The organism is Salinicoccus halitifaciens (assembly GCF_021026095.1).
Classification (GTDB): domain Bacteria; phylum Bacillota; class Bacilli; order Staphylococcales; family Salinicoccaceae; genus Lacicoccus; species Lacicoccus halitifaciens.
Genome location: NZ_JAJNCU010000001.1, coordinates 1 through 21,436 on the forward strand (window position 1 = coordinate 1; position 21,436 = coordinate 21,436).

A 21,436-nucleotide genomic window follows, 5' to 3' on the forward strand; every position below is an offset into this window, starting at 1 on the left:
CCGCTTTTTTTACCTGTCGAAGGGCTTTATGTCCCAGCCCCTTTTTCATTTTGGCGCATCTTCAGATTCGAATGTTGCGTCACAGGTTTGATGGTCTTTATTAAAACACAGTGTGGCTTGCCTGCAGGATTCATCAGGAGTTTCTGATAATTAAGAAGTAACATATATCTATTTGGTTTACTTGCCCAACAAATTATCTATATTTTCTAATTAATCACTTTTTTATATTGTCCAATGAGATTCAGTATGATATATTACAAATAATAATTAGTTTAATTGATAAATTAATTATATTAAATCAAACATTGGGTTGATACTGAGGGGAAATATCTGTAGACATTCTAATGTTATTGAATGACTAATTTTTATAACACTGTTTGTAAGCGATTGCAAAAGGGGAGAATGATTTTATGGCAAGGCCGAAATTGGAAGGTGATTTCTCAAGGGAAAAATATCATGTAGCAAAACTGTGGCAGATTGCATTCTTTGCACTGAACAATACTGCGACAAATATTTTCCTGTTTGGTATGGGGTTTGTGACCTACTATGCAGCCGGGATTGCGGGGCTTGCTGTCATGACAGTCAGCACCATCCTCGCACTGATGCGGGTGTTCGACAGCATCACCGATCCCATCATAGGATTCATTATCGACAGGACGGAAACCAAGCTCGGAAAATTCAGGCCGATCATGGTCATCGGTAACCTGATCCTGCTCACAGCGTTCTTGCTAATGTTCAATGTCCTGCATCTCTTTCCGGAGAACATGCAGATGATGGTGTTCATAGTGCTCCAGTTCATCTATATCATCGGGTATACAATGCAGACGACGGTGACCCGGGCGGCGCAGACCGTGCTCACGAACCATCCGAGGCAGAGGCCGTTGTTCTCGATCTTTGATGCGGTGTTTACATTGTCATTGTTCACTTTTGGACAGGTATATGCTTCACAATATCTTATGGGCAGGTACGGAGATTTCACTTATGGCTATTTTGTTGAATTGTCACTGACATTCGCAGCCGTTTCAGCACTCTTCACAGTACTCGCCGTCATCGCAATCTGGGGCAAGGACAGGAAAGAGTTTTACGGAATAGAGGAAGTGAACGTCCGGACAAGGTTTAGGGATTATTGGCCGGTGCTGAAAAGGAACAGGGCGCTGCAGATGCTCGTGTTGTCAGCTGCGACCGACAAGTTTGCAGCGATGTTCATGAATCAGCAGGTTGTGCAGGTCATGTTCTTCGGCATATTGATGGGCAACTTTGCGCTGAGTGGACAGTTTGGGTTGATCGTCCTTGTGCCAAGTTTGATCTTCATTTTCTTTGGTGTCAGGTACGCTCAGAACCTCGGGCTCAGGCGCGCATTGGTGCTGTTCTCTTATATTGGTGCGATTTCATTCTCCATCCTTTTCATCTTGATGGTGCTGTTTGACCCGGAAGAGTTTGCGCTCGGCAACTGGGGTGTACTATCGATTGCATTCCTGATCCTGTATTCAGCCGGCAGGGCCATCAGTTCATTGACGCCCTCAATCGTCATACCGATGATTGCGGATGTCTCCGACTACGAAACATATTCGTCGGGCAGGTATATACCGGGCATGATTTCTGCATTGTTCTCCTTCGTTGATAAGCTGGTGTCCAGTCTGACGCCATTTGTAATCGGTGCTCTGGTTGCCCTGATTGGCTTTGGCGATGAGTTCCCGACGGTGACCGATGAAATGACGACCGGGATATTCTGGGTGGCGATGATCACGGCATTAGGATTCCCGATCGCCGGGTGGGTCATTTCAATCATTGCGATGCGGTTTTATCCTCTGACAAAAGAGAAAATGGCTGAAGTCCAGGAAGAATTGAACAAAACTAAGAATTTCATACTGGATGCACGTGATAAGAAAAGAGCAGAGGCAGCTGCTGATCCGGGTCGGGGTATTGAAGAAGGCTCAGAAGACGATGATTCCAGGAGATAAGTAGTTTATTCATATAAAAATTATTTAGGAGAGATTTCAATGCTATATCCAATCACAACAGAAACAAGAAATGTCATCGATCTATCAGGTATATGGAAATTCAAGGTGGACGAAGGTAATGGCCACGATGAAAAATGGTATGAAGATAAGCTCGATACCAAGAGGCATATGGCGGTCCCGGCCTCTTACAACGATGCGGCTGTTTATGAAGAAATCAGAAATCATGTGGGGACGGTATGGTATGAAAAAGAATTCACCGTACCTAAAATGCTATTGGGTGAGACGATCATCCTGAGGTTCGGGTCTGTCACGCACCATGCGGAAGTTTACTTGAACGGTAAAAAGATCACCCAGCATAAAGGCGGATTCCTGCCGTTCGAAGTGGCCGTGAATGAACATCTGGAAAATGGGCAGAACAGGCTGACGGTCGCGGTGGATAATATATTAGATGAATCCACATTGCCGGTCGGGATGTACGAGGAAAAAGAAGTGAACGGCCGTACGAAGAGATATAACAGCCCGAACTTCGATTTCTTCAATTATGCAGGTATCCACCGTCCGGTCAAGATCTACACGGTGCCTGAAAACCACATTCAGGACCTGAAGGTATTTACAGAGCAGACGGGTAATGAATATGCATTCAACTATAACGTGGAAGTTGCAGGCACGGCGGAAACGGTGGAAATCGCAGTTGAAGACGAAGAGGGGAACATCGTTTATGAAGGGGAAGGCGCAAGCGGCAGTGCAAAGATTGAGGATGCCAAGCTCTGGCAGCCGTTGGACAGCTATTTGTACAACTTCCATGTGTACCTTAAAGACGGTGACGGCGAAACAGTCGACCATTATACACTTCCGACAGGGTTGAGGACGGTTGAGGTCAAAGAGGGTCAGTTCAGGATCAACGGAGAACCATTCTACTTCAAAGGGTTTGGGAAACATGAAGATGTCCACATCAACGGCAGGGGATTCAATGAAGCGGCAAATGTGATGGACTTCAATCTGATGAAGTGGATCGGGGCGAACTCATTCAGAACGGCGCATTACCCTTATTCAGAAGAGATGATGCGGCTTGCCGACCGGGAAGGCTTTGTTGTGATTGACGAAACTTCGGCGGTCGGGGTGCATTTAAACTTCATGGCGACAATGTTTGGAGATGCTGAAAAGAAAGATACATGGAAAGAGATTAAGACGGCAGAACACCACGAAGACGTCATCCGGGACTTGATCGCCCGTGATAAGAACCATCCATCGGTTGTGCTGTGGAGCATTGCGAACGAACCTGCGTCTGAAGAAGAAGGGGCATATGAATACTTCAAACCATTATATGATTTGACAAAAGAGCTCGACCCTGAAAAACGTCCGGCCACAGTCGTGACGCATATGATGTCCACACCGGAAACAGAGCAGGTGGCAGGTCTTGTTGATGTACTGGGGATGAACCGCTACTACGGCTGGTATTCCCAGAGCGGTGATCTGGAGGATGCGAAAATCGCACTCCAGGAGGAGTTCGATTTTTATACATCCGAGTACCCGGACAAACCGATCATTATGACAGAGTACGGTGCAGATACCGTTGCCGGACTGCATGCAGTCGATCCGATCATGTTCACAGAGGAATACCAGAAGTTATACCTGGAAGCGAATCATGAAGTCTTCGATAAGACGAAAAACTTCGTCGGTGAGCATATATGGAATTTCGCAGACTTTGAAACAAGCCAGGGCGTGATCAGGGTCCAGGGGAACAGGAAGGGCATATTTACGCGTGACCGCAGGCCGAAGCTTGCCGCACATTATATGAAAGAACGCTGGGAAAGCATCCCGGACTTCAACTATAAGAAATGATGGATATGAAAGGTGCCGGCCTGCTGATGCCGGTGCCTTTTATGTTCATACTTCAGAATCTCTTCCCATCAATTATAGTGAGATGGTTCATTGAAAAAAACTAAATATAATAAATGTTTTTAATTTGGACATTGAATTTAAGCATAATTAGTTGTACCATTAAACTATTAAATTACGGGAGATTTTTGAATATGATGAGATATTATATAGTTTTTGTAAGCGTCTTCATTTTATTTCTAGGCGCGTGCACCAATACCACGGCGGGTGAAGCGGACAGGCATGATATCACGCTTGCGCATAACCATGCAACGGACCATCCGGTTCATGCTTCTTTGGAACACTTTAAGGAGGAAGTCGAAACCAATTCTGACGGTGATATGCAGGTCACAATCTACGCCAATGAGCAGCTCGGCAGTGAAAGGGAAGTGATCGAGCTGACGCAGACGGGTGCGGTGGATGCGACGAAGGTCAGTGCCGCAGCACTTGAAAGTTTCCGTCCGGAGTATTCAATCTTCAACCTGCCTTACTTGTTCGAATCGGAGGACGAATTCAAAGAGAAGATGAATGATCCGGAAATCGCGAATGTCCTTTACCAGTCTTCAGAAGATATCGGATTCGTGGGCCTGACTTACTTCGATGCGGGAATGCGGAGCCTTTATACGGCGGATCGTGTGGTTGAGAGTACGGATGATATGGCCGGTCTGAAGGTGCGTGTCCAGCCGAGTGCTGCAAGTGTCAATATGATCGAGGCACTTGGCGGGACGGCGACACCGATGGGCTACGGTGAAGTTTATACTGCACTGCAGTCGGGCATCATTGATGCTGCAGAGAACAATCTGACCTCACTTGTCAGCAGCCGTCACGGTGAAGTGGCGGATTACTGGATCTACACGGAGCACACTGTCGTACCGGATATGTTCATCATGAACAAGGCACTTCTGGATGAGATGTCGGATGAACACCGTGAAATCATCTATGACGCATCGGATTCTGCAAACGAGTTCCACGAAGTGGTGTGGGCTGAGGCGACGCGTGAAGCGGAAGACATAGCACAGAATGAGATGGGTGTTGAATTCAGGGAAGTCGACAAATCTTCATTCATCGAAGCATCCCAGCCGCTTCACGAAGAGATGAAGCAGGATGAAACGATGGCACCGATCTATGAAATGTTCAGGGGGGAAGATGATGAAGCAAATTAAACTGACCGTGGATAAAGTGATCCTCGGTTTTGCGAGTATCGCGATTGTCGCCATGACGCTCCTTGCGGTGTGGCAGGTCATCGCGAGATACATACTGAACGACCCGAGTACGCTCAGTGAAGAGATCATCAGATACACCCTGATCTGGTTCACACTGCTCGGTGCGGCTTATGTATTCGGACAGAATAAGCATATTACGATTTTATTCATACGTGAAAAATTCCCTTGGAAGGTGCAGCTGTTCCTGACATATCTGGCGCAGTTCGCCGTGCTTTTGACCGCGATCGTCGTCTTCATATACGGCGGCATCAGGATAACGATGCTCACAATCCCACAGATTGCGCCGGCGACGGGCATCTCCATGGGGTTTGTCTACTCGGCACTCCCGGTGTCGGGTGTGATCATTTTATTCTATACGATATATAACATCATGACGATCGAACGTACCGCAATGACAGATGAAGAGGATGTGAAAAGCGTATGAGTACAACCGTATTGGCAGGCATCATGATTTTCGGGCTGCTGCTCTTATTCCTGGTGATTGGGTTTCCGATCGCGATCGCCATCCTGCTCAGTTCATTGTTCACGCTGATGCTCATACTGCCGTTTGACACGACGGTCTTGACCGGGGCACAGCGGCTCGTCACCGAAATGGACAGCTTCACGATGCTTGCGATTCCTTTATTCGTCCTGGCCGGGATCATCATGAACAACGGTGGCATCGCGTTCCGTCTCATCAACTTTGCGAAAGTGCTCGTCGGCAGGATGCCGGGATCGCTTGCGCATACGAACGTCGTCGGGAACATGTTATTTGGTTCGATTGCGGGATCGAGTGTGGCATCTGCTGCTGCAATGGGGCGCATCATGGGGCCGATGCAGGAGAACAGCGGCTATGACAGGAAGTATTCTGCTGCCGTCAATATCGCCTCGGCGCCGGCCGGTCTGATCATTCCACCGACGACGATACTGATCGTCTACTCGCTTGTGAGCGGCGGGACGTCCATTGCAGCGCTCTTCATCGCCGGATACATACCGGGTATACTGTGGGGACTTACAACGATGGTGATTGCCTATATATTCGCGAAAAAATATAAATATCCGGTTGCCGATAAAATCTCATGGCGTGATAAGGCGTTTTTGACAGTCGATGCGATTCCAAGCCTTCTTCTGATCATCATCGTCATCGGTGGGATTGTTGCCGGGATATTTACGGCAACGGAAGGTGCGGCGATCGCTGTCATCTACTCGACAGTGCTGTCGATTATATATAAGAGCCTGAAGTTCGAGGACTTCCCGAAGATCATGAAGGAGACGGTGGAGATCACCGGCATGATACTGCTTCTGATCACGGCATCCGGCCTGTTTTCACTCGTCATGTCCTATACGGGTCTGCCGGAGGCGATGAGTGAAGGGCTGCTCAGCCTCACCGACAACCCGATATTCATCCTGCTGCTGATGACGATTTTCCTTTTGGCTATTGGCACATTTATGGACATCACGCCGGCCGTATTGATATTCACACCGATATTCCTGCCGATCGCGATGGATATGGGCATCGACCCGATCCACTTCGGTATCATCATGACGTTCAACCTGTGCATCGGCAACATCACACCGCCGGTCGGCTCAGCGCTTTTCGTCGGTGCAAGTGTTGCGAACATCAGGGTCGAGAAAGTGATTCCGATGCTGGTGCCTTTCTTCATCGCGTTGATCGTTATGCTGCTGGTCATCACGTTCGTACCTTGGTTCAGCATGTTCCTACCGGACCTTTTGGGCCTGAGTTGATATAAATGAAATTTAGGAGAGATACAATGATTGACAAGGATTTCCTGCTCACTACAGAGACGGCGAAATGGTTATACCATGATGTGGCAAAAGATATGCCGATCATCGACTATCATAATCATCTTGATCCAAAAGAAATATATGAAAATGAAAACTATGCCTCCATCACCGACGTGTGGCTCGGCGGCGACCACTACAAATGGCGTGCCATGCGGGCGGCAGGGATTGATGAGGAAAAGATCACGGGTGATGCGGATGAAAAAGAGAAGTTCGACGCATTCGCCGAGACCCTGCCCAAGCTTTTCGGCAACCAATTGCTGCACTGGACGCAGCTTGAACTGAAGCACTTTTTCGGTATCGAAGAATTTCTTTCCCCAAAGACGGCGGATGACATTTATGAGCAGACGAACAGGATGCTGGCGGATGATGCTCTTAAGCCGAGAAGCATTTTGAAGAACTTGAATGTCGAGTTCCTCGGTACGACGGATGATCCTGCGGATGATTTGAAGTACCATAAGCTGCTTGCAGAAGACGAGACGTTTGATGTGAAGATTGCACCGTCATTCCGTCCGGATAAGGCATTGGCGATCGATGCGGAGGATTACGGCGAGTGGCTTGAAAGACTAGAGTCTGCTGCGGATATGAAAGTGGACAATTATGAGAGGTTTTTGGAGGCGATGGATGCGCGTCTTGAGTACTTCGATGCGCACGGCTGCAAGGCTTCCGATCATGGCATCAATGAGATGTTCTATGAGGAAGCTTCGGTTGATGAGGCGGCTGATATATTTGAAAAAGTTTTGGGCGGCGGTGCCGTGAGTGAGAAGGAAGTCGCGCAGTTCAAGACGTATACGCTTGTGCATCTTGCGAAGCGGTATAATGCGTACGGCTGGGCGATGCAGCTGCACATAGGGCCGCTCAGGAACAATAATTCAAGGATGTTCGAGCGCACGGGTCCGGACAGCGGATTCGACTCCATCAATGACGGGCTTGTGGCACAGCCATTGAGCAGATTTTTAGATGCAGTCGATAAGACGGATGAGCTGCCGAAGACGATACTGTACACATTGAACCCGAGGGACAACATCATCATGGCGACGATGGCGGGTAACTTCCAATCCGGCGGTGTGCCTGGCAAAGTGCAGTTCGGCACGGCATGGTGGTTCAACGACAACTATGACGGCATGATGGCACAGATGAAGGAGCTTGCGAATGCGGGTGCATTCAAGACGTTCATCGGCATGCTGACGGATTCACGGAGTATGCTCAGTTTCGTGCGCCACGAGTACTTCAGAAGGATACTGTGCGAGCTGCTCGGGCAGTGGGCGGAGCAGGGCATGATTCCACGTGATGAGGATCTTTTGAAAGAGTACGTGGAAGGCATCTGCTATTTAAATGCGAAAAATTACTTCGGCCTGGAAGGCTGAGGAGGAGAGATATCAATGGAAATGAGCTTCAGATGGTACGGCAACGACGACCCTGTGACACTTGAATATATACGCCAGATTCCGCAGATGAAAGGCATCGTCTCTGCAATCTACGACATTCCTGCAGGCGAAGTGTGGCCGTATGAAGAGATCGTGAAATTGCGGGATCAGATTGCTGGGCATGGCATGAGATTGAACGTCATAGAATCCGTCCCGGTGCATGAGGACATCAAGATGGGCCGCGGACGGCGCGATGAGCTGATTGAAAACTATAAGGAGACGATCCGTAATCTGTCTAGGGCAGGAATTAAGACAGTTTGTTATAACTTCATGCCGGTCTTCGACTGGACGCGCACGGAGCTTGAGGCGCCTTTGGAAGATGGATCGAATTCACTGAAGTATGACGAAGCGACGGTCAAAAACATCGATCCGCTGAGCGGTGAACTGACACTGCCGGGGTGGGACTTGTCCTATCAGACGGATGACCTGAAGGAAATCATTGATGCTTACCAGGAAATCAGTGAAGATCAGCTGTTTGAAAACCTGGTTTACTTCCTTGAGCGGATCATTCCGGTGGCTGAAGAAGAAGACGTGCTGATGGCCATCCATCCGGACGATCCGCCATGGGGTATCTTCGGACTGCCGCGCATCATCACGGGTGCTAGTGCTTTACGCAAGCTGTTCGAAGCGGTGCCGAGCAGGCATAACGGCATCACGTTCTGCACCGGTTCCTACGGTGCAAGCCCGGATAATGATTTGTTTGAAATCATTGAGCTTGCTAAAGAACGAATCCATTTCGTCCATGCAAGGAACGTGAAATGGACGGGGGACTTGTCCTTCCAGGAAACGTCCCATTCGGTCCATGACGGGTCGCTTGATATGGTGGGCATCGTTGAAGCGCTGATTCAGGCGGGCGTTGACGCACCAATCCGTCCGGACCACGGCCGCATGATTTGGGGCGAGACTGGGCGCCCGGGTTATGGTCTTTATGACAGGGCCCTCGGTGCCGCCTACCTGAACGGCATCATCGATACGGTGAATCGGACAGACTGATAAAAAAATCCCTCCCTGCATATGCAGGGAGGGTTCACTTATTCAGCGGTAAGCATTGAGGTTCAGGTGGTTCACATCCAGGAACTTCGCAAGGGGCACGAGTGCTGCGCCGAGCGCACTGGAATGCTCGCCGAGCGGGGAGATGAGTATTTCCTCATAATCGATGAACGATGAAGAGAGAGTTGGTTTCAGATCATCCAGCAGCTCCGGGTACTGCGTGAATATGCGGCTGTTGATGACGAGTTTCCTCGGGTTGAATATGTTGATGATATTATTCAATCCGACAGCGAGGTCCGAAATATAGTCTTTGATGACGACTTTCGTCTTCTCATCCGCCATCAGGGAAGCGTAAGTCGGATGGTCATGCAGGCTGATGTTGTGACTGCTGAGCTTTTGGACCAGCACCTCATCTGAAGCATACTGTTCGAAGCAGCCTTTATTGCCGCACCGGCATTCGGCGCCGTTCTTCCGGATGATCATATGGCCGACCTCGCCCGCATAGCCGGTGAAGCCGCGGAAGACTTCATCGTTTAAGAGTATGCCGAGTCCGATGCCGCTTTGAAGCGTCACTGAGAACAGGTTCGACTGGTAGTCCGTGAAGGATTTTTCGGCAAGGACGGCCATATTCGCATTATTATCGACATACACAGGTACCTGGTAAGTGTCTTTGAGCAGGTCGATCAGCGGGGCCAGCTCAAACTGTGTCGGCGGGGCATAAAGCAGCTCATGGTTTTCATTCACAATGCCGTGCAGGCTGATGCCGATCCCGGCGAGCCGATCCCGGCGAGCCGATTCGGCGTATAGACCGAGTTGTACTCCTTGATAATCGGACCGAGGATCTCCGGCAGGCGTGATGCGAGCTCATCGGTGCGCCGGATGTCGAAGTCGAATATGTTGTTGTAGATCGTCATCCCCTTAAGGTTGATCAGGACGATGCGTATATGGCCGCGGTCGATATCGATCCCGATGGTGTATGTACTCATTGGATTCAGTTCAAGGTTGATCGGCCGGCGCCCCGGCTGCTGGTAGTTTTCCACCGGCTTCTCGATGACGAGGGACTGGTTGATCAGGGTATTGACCTGGGAGGAGACCGTCGCCTTGTTGAGACCGGTGCGTTTTGCGATGTTCACCCGGGAGATCGACCTGCTGCGGATGATATCTTCCAGCACAAGCCGCCGGTTCATGGATTTAATATAGTTTGCATCACCTGTTACCATTGAAGGCACCTCATTTTAGTATGGTTATTGAACTAATTCTACCAAACAGAAGCACAGTGGACAAACCCATAATGAATTACAGGAGGAATAATGATGAATATCAATACACAGACAGACTTGAGCGGCAAAGTAGCTATCGTTACAGGCGGCGGCGGGGTCATTGGGTCTTATTTCTGCAGGGCACTTGCTGCAGCGGGGGCAAAAGTCGCCGTACTCGGCCGGACGCTTGAGACATGCGAGAATGTCGCTGAAGAGATTAAAATCTCGGGCGGGGAAGCGATCGCCGTCAGCTGTGACGTGACGGATAAGTCATCGGTCGAAGCGGCGCGTGAAACGATCAATGATGCGCTCGGCACATGCGACATCCTTGTCAACGGCGCGGGCGGCAACCATCCTTCCGCCTCGACGGAGGACGAGTACCTCGATCTCGATAAACTTGATGATCCGGATGTGAAGAATTTCTTCGCACTCGACACCGACGGCATCGATTTCGTCTTCAAGCTGAACTTCCTCGGCACGCTGATCCCTTCCCAGATCTTCGGGAAGGATATGGCACCGAAAGAGCATGCGACGGTCATCAACATCTCATCGATGAACGCATTCACGCCGCTCACCAAAATACCAGCGTACAGCGGGGCGAAGTCATCGGTGACGAACTTCACCCAGTGGCTGAGCGTCTACATGTCGAAAACGGGCGTGCGTGTGAACGGCATCGCGCCGGGCTTCCTTGCAACAAAGCAGAATAAAGACCTCCTCTTCGACCAGGACGGCAACCTCACCGAACGCAGCCACAAGATCATCGGTGCAACACCGATGGGCCGCTTCGGCGAACCGGAGGAATTGCTCGGCACACTGCTTTACCTGGCGGACGAGAAAGCCTCAGGTTTCGTCACGGGCATCACCATACCGGTGGACGGCGGATTCTCTGCCTACTCCGGCGTCTAATTGGAAATGAAGAACTCCCCTCAAAAAGATGAGGGGAGTCTTTTTATTGTATATTATTTTACCGCTTCACTTCACTCGTTGCATCGAGCACTGTGTGCATGCCGGAGATGTCCTCGGTCAGGAAGTCGCCGCTGATCGTGTGTTTATAGAGCATGTTGCCAAGTGCATTCTTAACGGTGTCTTCGTGACTCAGATTGTTCATCAGGCCGTGGATGATGCCCGCTGTATACGCGTCCCCGGTGCCGATCCGGTCGAGGATGTCCACTTCGTAGGATTCCGTTTCAGTGATTTCACGATCCGTGTACATCATCCCTTTGATGATGTTTTTATTGGAATGGATGACGGTGCGCTGTGTGAAGGCGATGTGTTTGATCTTGTAGCGATCGCTGATTTTCTCAAGGATCGGCTTGAGCGTATCAGCATCCGGATTGCGTTCAAGGCCGTCCTTGATGTCTGTGCCGTCCTCGATCAGTTCCAACGGTTCATAGCCGAATATGACATCGCAGTAATGGATGAACTGCGGCATCGTCCGCCTGGCCTCCTCGAAACTCCAGAGGTTCCCCCTGAAGTTCAGGTCGGCACTGACGGTCATGCCCTCACTTTTGGCTGCCTTCAATGCTTCCAGCAGTATGGCCTGCAGCTCGATGTTGAGTGCCGGCGTGATGCCGCTGAAATGGAACCAGTCATAATCTTGGAGAATTTTCTCGAAATCGTAGTCTTCCATGCTGGACTGTTCGAAGCTCGAGTACTTCCTGTCATAGATGACGGCGGAAGGGCGGAGATTGAACCCCTGTTCGAGGAAATATGTCCCCATGCGTGCACCCTGCATGTTGATGTGCTCAGTGTTGACATTGTTGCTTTTGAGTAAGGAGACTGTACGCTGGCCGAACCCATTGTCGGGGAGGGCAGTGATCATGGATGTATCGATGCCTGAAGCGGCAAGGCTCATGGCGACATTCATCTCACTGCCGCCGATATTGATGTTGAACTGATTGGCGGTCTTGAAAGTGGAGGAAGTCTCCGTACTCAACCGCATCATGATTTCACCGAAAGTAATAAATTTCATCTTTATTCTCCTTCCGCCAATTCCTGGTATCTTGCGACGAAGCTCTGTGTATTTTCTTTGACGACTTCAGGATTGGAACCATTATAGCCTTTCGCAAGCGCGCTGCCGATGCCGATCGCAAACGCGCCATTCGCCATCCACTCGGACATATTCTCTTTATTGACACCGCCGGACGGCATAAGGTTTGCGTACGGGATCGGCCCTTTGATGTCCTTGATGAAGGAAGCACCGAGCACCCCGCCCGGGAAGATCTTGATGACGTCCACACCGGACTTCATCGCAGCAGTGATTTCCGTTGCGGTGGCACATCCCGGCAGGTAGGGGATCTGGTTCAGGTTGCACAGCTCGGAAACTTCCGCATCGAAGTGCGGGCTCACGACATAGCGGGCGCCGCTGCGGATGGCTGCATCGGCGGTGCCGACGGACATCACCGTACCTGCACCGACGCATATGCCTGGTTGTTCTGCGAAGTGCTCGATGAGTTCTCCCGCTTTCGGCGTTGTGTAGGTGATTTCAATATTCTTGATGCCGCCCTCGATGATGCCTTCAATCATTTTGACGGTGTCGTCGAAACCCTGGCCCCTGACGACCGCAATGAGGTAGTTCTCTTTGATCTGTTTCAATATTTCATATTTCTTCATAAATTCCGCTCCTTAAAAATTAATAATCTTGACGGTATACACAAGAGGGTATACATTTGAAATACTACTAAAACGATTTACTAAAACGTTTTATCATTTAGGAGCATTATACCATGAAAAGAATCACAATCAAAGATGTCGCAGAGCATGCCGGCGTCTCCATCAGTACGGTCTCCCAGTACATCAACGGGCGCTACAGCTACATGGGGGAGGAGACGAAAAGGAGGATTGAAGAAGCCGTGCGGGAGCTCGGATACCGGCCAAACTTCATGGCGCGCAACCTGAAGAAGCGCTCCACCAGGACGATCGGCATCATCGTCTCGAACATACTTCACCATTTCGCCGTGTCCGTGACCCGGAAGATCGAGGACTACTGCGATGCCGACGGCTACAGCCTCATCATCTGCAATGCAGACGATGACCCGGCGAAAGAGGAAAAGTACATCAACAACCTGCTTGAGAAGCAGGTCGACGGTCTTGTCATCATGCCGACGGCGGGGAATGACGCGCTGTACAGGAAACTCGCCGAGCAGAAATTCCCGGTCGTCTTCATCGACCGCTTCATGGAAGGCGTGGATATACCTTCATTTAAATTGGACAACCGGCATGCAGTGGGACTCTCTTATGATTATCTGAGGAGGCAGCAGGTCGAAAACTGTTATTATATCGGCGCCTCCAATGTCATGGACATCACCCCGCGCACCGAGCGCCTTGAGGCCTTCAAGAAACTTGCACCCGGAGGGAAGATCATCACAGGTGAAAATGAAAGGTTGTACAACCGTATAGAGGAAGAATTCACAGACGGCCAGTCGAACGGCATCATACTCGCCAACGATTTCGCATTAATGGCTTTCTTGGAGTATGCGAAACAGCAGGGGTTGGATTTGGTGGAAGCGAACAAAGTGATCGCGATAGACGACCCCCCCCTTGCCGGTGTTTATAATCCAAGCATCCCAACCATCGCCCAGCCGATAGAGGAGATTGCTCAGAACGCGTATCGGCAGTTGATGAGGCATATCGAAGGCGAGGGCCGTGCAACGAAGATGGTGAACAATTATAAGGGGAAGATTGTAGAGCGGTGACTTTAGCTTTATTGATTATATTAATATGTATACGAGCGGTTCGGTGAGAAGGGTAGAGTAAGTGCTTAATTTAAATTTAATTTTAAAACCATCATTAATATTTTTTAATGATGGTTTTATCATGCTAATGGGGTTTTCATTATGGTTCATCAACAGCTGGAAAAGATTGTGCTTGATTAGAACGATTATGATAGTGTTGTTTTACTTCTCCCTGCTATCGCAGTTCTCCTAGATAAATAGTGCCTTCGCTTTGATAAACTTTTTAATCATAGTTTTTTCGAGATATTTAATATAGCTTCTCACTAATAATCGATAAAAGTTCATGATATGAAACTTTAGAAATTTAAAAATATACACTGTTGATATAGTGGTTTAAAGATTAACAAAGAAAGTTGGAGGAAAGTATGGAAAATGTAACTGAATCCAGGCTTTTTCCTTGGAAAATGCTGGTGTTTTTATTTTTTATTCAACTTGTCATCGCTTTTGTAGCCAGAAGCCTGGCACCCTTGGGTGCAGTGATAGGTCAGGATTTGAATCTGACAATGTTTCAGATTGGTCTGTTTCCTGCTGCTTTGTTTTTAGGTCAATCTCTGGTTTCCATTCCATCCGGTATATTAACTGACAAAATTGGCTCCAGGAATATGCTGGTGATCATTTCATTGCTCTTAAGCATCACTTTTTATCTCATCGCTCTTTCATCTTCATTTCTGATGATTTTCATTTTGATAATTTTTGCAGGTTTTGCCTACGGCTCGTCACATCCTTCCACTAACAAAGGGGTCAACTCTTGGTTTGATTTGAAAAAAAGAGGGACTGCGATGGGTATCAAACAAATGGGAGTGACCATGGGATCGGCATCAGCAGCTTTACTGCTCCTTCCACTTGCAACCAGTATTGGTTGGCCGGGAGCTTTGAGTGTTGCAGCTTCAATTCTGTTGATTTTCGGCATCATATTTTACTTTAAGTATCAGGAACCTGAGAAATTAAATACAATAAAAAAGACAGAAATAGAATCGAATCCCTTAAATATATTTTTACATAGAAAACTGATTCTTATAACGATTAGTGCCATGTTATTAAGCGGTTCGCAGGCTGTGCTTAACACGTTTATTGTTTTATATGCATTCGAGTCATTAAGTTTATCACTGATTCTTGCAGGAATTTTGCTGGGTATAGCAGAATTTGGTGGTGCCGTGGGGAGGCTAGGGTGGGGCTGGCTGAGTGACAATTTATTTTCGGGAAGAAGATTGATTGTATTACTGATCATCTCAGTGTTGGTGGCTGTTCAAAGCATAATCACTTCATTAATGCCCGTAGGGACGCCTTTTTATTTAACTTGTATTATTATCTTCATTTTCGGTCTTGGAGCATCAGGTTTTAATGGTATATGGATGAACGCCACTTCAGAAATCGTTCCTTCTTCTTTATCAGGTACAGCGACAGGTGTCAGTATAACCTTCAGTTCATGGGGAGCAATTTTATTTCCTCCTTTGTTTGGGATAATCAGGGATTATACAGGTTCATATTTTTGGGGCTGGTGGTTGATTGTTTTATTGATGATAATTTCCACATTGGCATTATTAATAGCTGTAAAATCCAAAAATAAATATTGAAATTTCACTATTTTAAACAATCAGTTTGTTTAGTGGTTTTTTTAAACATATAATTGATTTAGAATTTTCAGAAATGAAAGCGCTTTATAAGCAAAGGGAGAAATTAGGGGGAGGATGAATTGATTGAATCAGTCCGGCGAGCTTGTAACATTATCAGTTGTTTCACAAACGAAGAACCTATTTTAGGAAATGCAGAAATTGCAGAGAAGTTAAACTTAAGCAGGAGTACAACGCACCATCTAATTAAGACGTTACACACGGAAGGGGTTCTAATGAAAGAAGGTGCGAGTAAGTATCGTCTCGGATGGAAAATCATCGATTGGAATAATGGAGTTATGCATCAGCATGAAATTTATAACACTGCTTTACCGATGGTCAAGGGGCTCGTTGAAAAATACAATGGCACAGCTCACATTGGGATGTATGACAAAGGGGATGTAGTTTTCGTACTTCGAATTTCTTCAGAGAATGCCTATCCAGTGTCAACTTCCCTCGGAGGTAGAAAACCGGCTCATAGCACGAGTCTTGGCAAAGTGCTTCTCGCTTTCAATCGGGCTTATTTACAGGAAACGATAGCAAGAGGACTTTCGAAGCAAGGAAGAAACACAATCACAGAAGTGAACATGTTGAAAAGAGAATTGAACACAGTTAAAAAGAATAGTTATTCCGTCAGTATAGATGAAAATGACACTTCTACATATGCAATAGCGGCACCCATTCAATCCTATTCTGGTGAAACTATAGCATCTGTAAACCTGGTTGGCTCGATTGAGTATATGAAAAATCAAAATAAGGAGGAAATGGTCAGAACTATTATAAATACAGGAAAGTCAGTATCCAGAGAACTAGGGTATATAGAACTTGCTTAAAAATCTTATAAAAAGGGGACTAGCTTTATGAAATTTCGACATATTTACTTATTCTTTGCGTTGATTGGGGTATTAGTTTTGGCAGCATGCGGAAACGGTGAGTCTGAAAATAATGGGGAAGCAGAGGAAAATGCAGAGGCTGAGGGTAGTGCAGAAGCGGATGCCGCAGCAAGCGAAGACGGTGAGACGTATGAATTCAGATTGGGACATATAGCACCTGATGACCATATATGGAATGAAGGCGCAAATAAGCTTGCTGAAGAGCTTGAAGAAAGATCCGGCGGCCGGATGACAATGGAAATTTATCCTGGTGGCCAACTGGGTAACGACGCAGATATGATGCAGCAGATACAATCAGGCTCTCTGGATTTTGGTCTGATTACTAATGCACATTTAACATCAGAATCAGATGCATTCAGTGCATGGTTTGCACCATTCCTGTTTGATTCCTATGAAGAAGCCTTGGAAGCAAGTAACACAGAACTGGCCGCTGAAATTTTGGCCACTCTGGACGGGCAGGGCGTAAAAGCGATGGATTATATGTTCTCCGGACACCGTACGATGATGTTCACTGAAAAAGTTGAGTCTCCAGAAGATATTTCAGGTTTGACTTTGAGAGTGACACCAAGCCCCGCACTGGAAGACTGGTACCGCATGTTAGGTGCAAGCCCTGAATCTATTCCTCTTCCGGATGTTTATCAGTCAGCACAAACAGGCGTCATTGACGGAATGGAAATGGATCTGGATGCCGCTGTCACATCAAACTTCAATGAGGTTACAGGTTACGGGGCGATGACCAACCATATGGTCTGGCCTTCTGTAATGGTAATGAACGAGAATCTGTATGAGGGAATGTCTGAAGAAGACCAGGCGATAGTTGAAGAATCTATGGCCGCAGCTTCCGAATATGGAACTATGGAAAGAGCGAGTTTGGAAGAAGAATATATTGAAACGCTCACAGATCGCGGTATGGAACTTTATAATATGGAAGATGGTGCATTCGACTCATATATAGAAGAATTTGATGCACAGTATAGAGAGCTCGACCCTCTCATTGATGAGTTTATCGGGGAATTCAGATAGCACTGTAATTTTGAGCAGAGATGATCATCTTCGACAGATGGTCATCTCGTATCATTTTTATATAAAGGAGGAGGACATATGGAGAAAATCAGCAATCTAATCGCAACAATTGAAAAATTCCTCTCTATTTTGCTTATAGCTGGAATTACACTGGTTCTATTTATACATGTTATTTTTAGGTACATATTAAATGACCCCATTTATTGGGCAAGCGAAGCCAGCATATTCATGATGGCTTGGGCTACATTTCTTGGGGGAAGTTTAGGTTTAAAGTATAAAATGCAATCATCATTTACCTTTTTTATAAATAGGCTCACTGCAGCACAGCGAAGGGTTTTGAGCATCATAACCCATATACTGATGTTAGGTTTTTTAGGACTTCTGATTTATGTCAGTTTTGAATGGGTTTTATCTCTATCCGGAAGTTCTTCCAGTTCTTTGAGAATACCTATGTGGATCCCGTATTCATGTGTCCCGGTTGGATTGACATTCGCATTCATACATTTGCTAAATCATCTGGTTAATTTATTCAAAGGTCAAGAAGAGGAGGAGGCTGTTGTATGATCATTGTAACCATACTTATATTCATTCTTCTTCTGTTTATAGGAATGCCAATTTCGTTGGTCTTGATTATTTCATCATTGTCCTACCTTCTTCTGACAGGTAATCTGGATTTGCTGAACTCTGTACCGCAGCAAATGTTTTCAGGGATTAATAACAGCGGATTGCTGGCGATTCCCTTGTTCATGCTGGCAGGAGAATTGATGAACTCCGGAGGGATAACCACACGGTTGATTACTTTCTCCAAATCCATAATAGGACATTTAAGAGGAGGACTCGCTTATGTTGCTGTCATAGCTAATATGTTCCTTGCCTCCATATTGGGTTCGGCGAATGCACAGGCAGCAATGATGAGTAAAGTTATGGTGCCGGAGATGGAACGTGAAGGGTATGACCGGGGATTTGCTTCAGCGCTCACCTTGTCATCTTCCATAGTCGCACCTGTCATCCCGCCAAGTATGCTATTCATTATATATGGCACATTGAGCGGCGCATCGATCGGCACATTATTCCTCGCCGGAATTGTACCAGGTGTGATGCTGGGACTGAGTTTCATGCTCATCATCATATATTTAAGCAAAAAAAATAATTTTCCAAAAAGTGAACGTCCGCCTGTTAAGGAGATGACAATAAATTTTTTTCAAGTGATACCAGCTCTCTTGATACCATTCATCATCATCTTTGGTATATTGAGTGGCATCTTTACGCCAACAGAGTCAGCTGCTGTGGCATGTATTCTTGCAGTCATCCTCGGCTTTTCTTATAAACAGCTAAAAATCAAAAATATACCTGAAATTTTAAAAAGTACAGCAATCAGTACAGCTGTCATCACCTTTTTAATAGTTATGGCGAATGTGTTCGGGTTCATTCTCGCTTTCGAAAGAATACCTCAGTTGATTACTGAGACGATGTTAAGTCTTTCTGAAAATCCAATTGTATTCCTGCTTCTGGTCAATATATTGCTACTTTTGTTGGGGACTGTATTGGATGGTATAGCGGCATTGATTATACTGGTGCCTGTCTTTACTCCTTTACTGCCAATTTATGATGTGGATCCTGTACATTTTGGTGTAATCATAACAATCAACTTGACCATAGGTTTAATGACACCGCCAGTAGGAACCGGGTTGTTCATAGTTTCATCCATAGCTAAAGTCACCTTGGAAAGATTATTGAAGTCAATGTTTCCTTTTTTAGTAGTAGCAATCATCATGTTGCTGGTCATTACTTATTGGGAAGATGCCATATTGTGGATTCCCAATCTATATTCAGAATAAATTTTACATGCTGAGCAACTCGTTGGAGTTGCTCTTTTTTTATTGAAACTAAAATTTTTATATTTTAGATAAGAATTTTCAGATAATATCACCATGTGAAATTATCAAGTTGTTGGATGAAAGGGCTTACATTATAGTTTAGATAATACATATTTCAGATTAAGGAGGAAAAATTTTATGGAGTAATTATTAACATTTAGAATTTTCCTGATTTTACTAAGTCTCTATCAGGAAATTCAATGCATCATATTTAAACTAAATATAACTTAGGAATAAGTTGGAGGAGGAATCTTTAAATGAGCATAAGAACAGGACAAGAGTTCATCGATTCAATCAGGAAGCAAAAACCGGACATTTGGTTAGGTGGAAAGAAAATTGAAAATGTGGTCGACCATCCATACTTTGAACAACCAGTAAAAGAGATTGCAAAGTTGTATGACATGCAGCATGATCCGGAGTATCAAGATGAGATCACCCATATTTGTGAGGAGACAGGCGAGCGAATTAATAACTCTTTCCTTAATCCGACGGAACCTGAACATATTCAAATGAGAAGACGTCTATTTGAAGTGTGGGCCGAGTCCACTTTTGGACTCATGGGAAGAACGCCCGATTTTCTTAATACAGTAGTGACAGGCATGGCTGCAAATGACTGGTTCTACAGGAATTATGGAGAAGAATATGGGGATAATATAGTCAACTATTATAAATATATCAGGGACAATGATTTATTTTTAACGCATGCAATTGTGAATCCGCAGAATGACAGAAGCCAGTCTTCCCATGGACAACAGGATGAATTCACTCATCTGGGTGTCGTTAAGGAAACTGAAGAAGGTCTGGTCGTCAGAGGTGCGAAAATGCTGGCCACGCTTGCCCCTATTACAAACGAAGTGATCATTTACTCTTACCCTGGCTTCAGTCCTGGAGACGAGAAATATGCAATATCATTTGCACTTCCAATCGACACACCGGGATTGCGTTTATACTGTCGTGAACAAGCCCAGTCTGGAGAGCGTTCCACCTGGGATCACCCACTGGCTTCCCGGTTTGAAGAGTCAGATGCTCTGCTTGTATTTAATGATGTTCTTGTACCTTGGGAGAGGGTTTTCATCAATCAGAACGTGGAAGCAGGGAACAGACTTTACGCAGGCACAGGTGTCAATCAGCAGCCTTCACATCAGTCAGCTGTCAGGGGTCTTGCCAAGCTTTCCTTCGTTTCCGACGTTGCTTGCTCTGTGGCAGACAGCATAGGAGTGGATGGATTCTTAAATGTACAAAATCAACTCTCAGAGTTGATTCAATCTGCAGAAGTTATCAGGGCTTTGGTCAGAACGGCAGAAAGGGAATACGAAGTGACTGCAACAGGAGAACTCAGACCGAACATCGTCCCGCTTGAAACGATACGGGGATTGTTACCTCACACATATCCAAAAGCAATTCAAATTTTACAGACGATCGGTGCAGGAGGGTTATTGATGTCACCGACTGAAGCAGATTTTAATAATCCTGAAATTGCTGATCAAATGGAGCAATACTATGTAGGCCGAACAGATGTGACGTCAGAAGACCGAGTCAGGTTGTTCAAACTGGCCTGGGATTTATGTGGTGAAGCATTTGGTCAAAGACTGGTCCAGTATGAGAGATATTATTCAGGAGACCCTGTCAGGAAAATGGGTATGTTCTACAATGCACATAAAAAGAAAAATCCGACTTATCCAAGAGTGGAAAGAGCATTACAAGAGGGTGCAGAGCTTTCAGAGTATGGTAAAACTCAAACAGCTAATTAAATAATAAAAAGATAAACAGAGAAACTTT

The 21,436-nt window shown here is 46.4% G+C and carries 19 protein-coding genes; 15 read left to right on the plus strand and 4 right to left on the minus strand.

Annotation, left to right across the window (positions count from 1 at the left end; genetic code table 11):
- Positions 1-410: 410 nt before the first annotated feature.
- The 7 genes from LPW40_RS00005 (at position 411) to uxuA (ending at position 9,264) form a co-directional block, all read left to right on the plus strand.
- The gene (locus LPW40_RS00005) at positions 411-1,961 is read left to right on the plus strand and encodes an MFS transporter (protein WP_230820188.1); all 1,551 of its coding nucleotides are present in this window, start codon (positions 411-413) and stop codon (positions 1,959-1,961) included.
- Between the two features lie 39 nt (positions 1,962-2,000).
- Complete coding sequence (gene uidA, locus LPW40_RS00010) at positions 2,001-3,803, plus strand: beta-glucuronidase (RefSeq protein WP_230820189.1); 1,803 nt, start codon at positions 2,001-2,003, stop codon at positions 3,801-3,803.
- A 191-nt stretch (positions 3,804-3,994) separates the two neighbouring features.
- Positions 3,995-5,002, plus strand: coding sequence for a TRAP transporter substrate-binding protein (locus tag LPW40_RS00015; protein WP_230820190.1), 1,008 nt, complete (start codon positions 3,995-3,997; stop codon positions 5,000-5,002).
- The gene (locus LPW40_RS00020) at positions 4,989-5,486 is read left to right on the plus strand and encodes a TRAP transporter small permease (protein WP_230820191.1); all 498 of its coding nucleotides are present in this window, start codon (positions 4,989-4,991) and stop codon (positions 5,484-5,486) included. Before LPW40_RS00015 ends, LPW40_RS00020 begins: the two co-directional genes overlap by 14 nt.
- Positions 5,483-6,787: a TRAP transporter large permease gene (locus LPW40_RS00025; RefSeq protein WP_230820192.1), complete on the plus strand. Its 1,305-nt coding sequence runs from the start codon at positions 5,483-5,485 to the stop codon at positions 6,785-6,787. Before LPW40_RS00020 ends, LPW40_RS00025 begins: the two co-directional genes overlap by 4 nt.
- A 26-nt stretch (positions 6,788-6,813) precedes the next feature.
- Positions 6,814-8,211 carry a glucuronate isomerase gene (uxaC, locus tag LPW40_RS00030; protein WP_230820193.1) on the plus strand — a complete coding sequence of 466 codons (1,398 nt, stop codon included), beginning with the start codon at positions 6,814-6,816 and terminating at the stop codon, positions 8,209-8,211.
- A gap of 15 nt (positions 8,212-8,226) precedes the next feature.
- Complete coding sequence (uxuA, locus tag LPW40_RS00035) at positions 8,227-9,264, plus strand: mannonate dehydratase (protein WP_230820194.1); 1,038 nt, start codon at positions 8,227-8,229, stop codon at positions 9,262-9,264.
- 42 nt (positions 9,265-9,306) lie between these two features.
- Here uxuA and LPW40_RS00040 read toward each other — a convergent pair whose 3' ends face one another.
- Positions 9,307-10,005, minus strand: a complete 699-nt coding sequence (locus tag LPW40_RS00040; protein WP_230820195.1) for an ROK family protein — start codon at positions 10,003-10,005, stop codon at positions 9,307-9,309.
- A complete protein-coding gene (locus LPW40_RS00045) occupies positions 10,002-10,481 on the minus strand; it encodes a MarR family transcriptional regulator (RefSeq protein WP_230820197.1) in 480 nt (159 codons plus the stop codon). Before LPW40_RS00045 ends, LPW40_RS00040 begins: the two co-directional genes overlap by 4 nt.
- 93 nt (positions 10,482-10,574) lie before the next feature.
- Here LPW40_RS00045 and LPW40_RS00050 point away from each other — a divergent pair, with 93 nt between their 5' ends.
- Entirely contained in the window at positions 10,575-11,426 is an 852-nt protein-coding gene (locus tag LPW40_RS00050) for an SDR family oxidoreductase (protein WP_230820198.1), read from the plus strand.
- A gap of 58 nt (positions 11,427-11,484) precedes the next feature.
- Here the strand turns inward: LPW40_RS00050 and LPW40_RS00055 are convergent, their stop codons facing one another.
- Complete coding sequence (locus LPW40_RS00055; protein WP_230820199.1) at positions 11,485-12,492, minus strand: sugar kinase; 1,008 nt, start codon at positions 12,490-12,492, stop codon at positions 11,485-11,487.
- A gap of 2 nt (positions 12,493-12,494) precedes the next feature.
- A complete protein-coding gene (locus LPW40_RS00060) occupies positions 12,495-13,133 on the minus strand; it encodes a bifunctional 2-keto-4-hydroxyglutarate aldolase/2-keto-3-deoxy-6-phosphogluconate aldolase (RefSeq protein ID WP_230820201.1) in 639 nt (212 codons plus the stop codon).
- A gap of 113 nt (positions 13,134-13,246) precedes the next feature.
- Between LPW40_RS00060 and LPW40_RS00065 the strand changes: the two genes are divergently transcribed.
- The 7 genes from LPW40_RS00065 to LPW40_RS00095 all read left to right on the plus strand — a co-directional run bounded on the left by LPW40_RS00065 (position 13,247) and on the right by LPW40_RS00095 (position 21,408).
- On the plus strand, positions 13,247-14,215 hold the full coding sequence (locus LPW40_RS00065; protein WP_230820202.1) for a LacI family DNA-binding transcriptional regulator: 969 nt from the start codon (positions 13,247-13,249) through the stop codon (positions 14,213-14,215).
- A 404-nt stretch (positions 14,216-14,619) separates the two neighbouring features.
- The gene (locus LPW40_RS00070; RefSeq protein ID WP_230820203.1) at positions 14,620-15,828 is read left to right on the plus strand and encodes an MFS transporter; all 1,209 of its coding nucleotides are present in this window, start codon (positions 14,620-14,622) and stop codon (positions 15,826-15,828) included.
- Between the two features lie 119 nt (positions 15,829-15,947).
- Positions 15,948-16,697 carry an IclR family transcriptional regulator gene (locus tag LPW40_RS00075; protein WP_230820204.1) on the plus strand — a complete coding sequence of 250 codons (750 nt, stop codon included), beginning with the start codon at positions 15,948-15,950 and terminating at the stop codon, positions 16,695-16,697.
- Positions 16,698-16,724: 27 nt separating this feature from the next.
- On the plus strand, positions 16,725-17,780 hold the full coding sequence (locus LPW40_RS00080; protein WP_230820205.1) for a TRAP transporter substrate-binding protein: 1,056 nt from the start codon (positions 16,725-16,727) through the stop codon (positions 17,778-17,780).
- Between the two features lie 78 nt (positions 17,781-17,858).
- Entirely contained in the window at positions 17,859-18,344 is a 486-nt protein-coding gene (locus tag LPW40_RS00085) for a TRAP transporter small permease (RefSeq protein ID WP_230820206.1), read from the plus strand.
- Positions 18,341-19,618 carry a TRAP transporter large permease gene (locus tag LPW40_RS00090; protein WP_230820207.1) on the plus strand — a complete coding sequence of 426 codons (1,278 nt, stop codon included), beginning with the start codon at positions 18,341-18,343 and terminating at the stop codon, positions 19,616-19,618. Before LPW40_RS00085 ends, LPW40_RS00090 begins: the two co-directional genes overlap by 4 nt.
- A gap of 296 nt (positions 19,619-19,914) precedes the next feature.
- Positions 19,915-21,408, plus strand: coding sequence for a 4-hydroxyphenylacetate 3-hydroxylase family protein (locus tag LPW40_RS00095; RefSeq protein ID WP_230820208.1), 1,494 nt, complete (start codon positions 19,915-19,917; stop codon positions 21,406-21,408).
- Positions 21,409-21,436: the final 28 nt, after the last annotated feature.

Excerpts from the sequence above, each read along its gene's own strand:
- LPW40_RS00055 (WP_230820199.1), bottom strand. The coding sequence starts at position 12,492 with ATGAAATTTATTACTTTCGGTGAAATCATGATGCGGTTGAGTACGGAG.
- LPW40_RS00080 (WP_230820205.1), top strand. The coding sequence starts at position 16,725 with ATGAAATTTCGACATATTTACTTATTCTTTGCGTTGATTGGGGTATTA.
- LPW40_RS00015 (WP_230820190.1), top strand. The coding sequence starts at position 3,995 with ATGATGAGATATTATATAGTTTTTGTAAGCGTCTTCATTTTATTTCTA.
- LPW40_RS00070 (WP_230820203.1), top strand. The coding sequence starts at position 14,620 with ATGGAAAATGTAACTGAATCCAGGCTTTTTCCTTGGAAAATGCTGGTG.
- LPW40_RS00020 (WP_230820191.1), top strand. The coding sequence starts at position 4,989 with ATGAAGCAAATTAAACTGACCGTGGATAAAGTGATCCTCGGTTTTGCG.
- LPW40_RS00095 (WP_230820208.1), top strand. The coding sequence starts at position 19,915 with ATGAGCATAAGAACAGGACAAGAGTTCATCGATTCAATCAGGAAGCAA.
- LPW40_RS00090 (WP_230820207.1), top strand. The coding sequence starts at position 18,341 with ATGATCATTGTAACCATACTTATATTCATTCTTCTTCTGTTTATAGGA.
- LPW40_RS00085 (WP_230820206.1), top strand. The coding sequence starts at position 17,859 with ATGGAGAAAATCAGCAATCTAATCGCAACAATTGAAAAATTCCTCTCT.
- LPW40_RS00025 (WP_230820192.1), top strand. The coding sequence starts at position 5,483 with ATGAGTACAACCGTATTGGCAGGCATCATGATTTTCGGGCTGCTGCTC.
- uxaC (WP_230820193.1), top strand. The coding sequence starts at position 6,814 with ATGATTGACAAGGATTTCCTGCTCACTACAGAGACGGCGAAATGGTTA.
- LPW40_RS00045 (WP_230820197.1), bottom strand. The coding sequence starts at position 10,481 with ATGGTAACAGGTGATGCAAACTATATTAAATCCATGAACCGGCGGCTT.
- LPW40_RS00060 (WP_230820201.1), bottom strand. The coding sequence starts at position 13,133 with ATGAAGAAATATGAAATATTGAAACAGATCAAAGAGAACTACCTCATT.
- uidA (WP_230820189.1), top strand. The coding sequence starts at position 2,001 with ATGCTATATCCAATCACAACAGAAACAAGAAATGTCATCGATCTATCA.
- LPW40_RS00005 (WP_230820188.1), top strand. The coding sequence starts at position 411 with ATGGCAAGGCCGAAATTGGAAGGTGATTTCTCAAGGGAAAAATATCAT.
- uxuA (WP_230820194.1), top strand. The coding sequence starts at position 8,227 with ATGGAAATGAGCTTCAGATGGTACGGCAACGACGACCCTGTGACACTT.
- LPW40_RS00050 (WP_230820198.1), top strand. The coding sequence starts at position 10,575 with ATGAATATCAATACACAGACAGACTTGAGCGGCAAAGTAGCTATCGTT.
- LPW40_RS00065 (WP_230820202.1), top strand. The coding sequence starts at position 13,247 with ATGAAAAGAATCACAATCAAAGATGTCGCAGAGCATGCCGGCGTCTCC.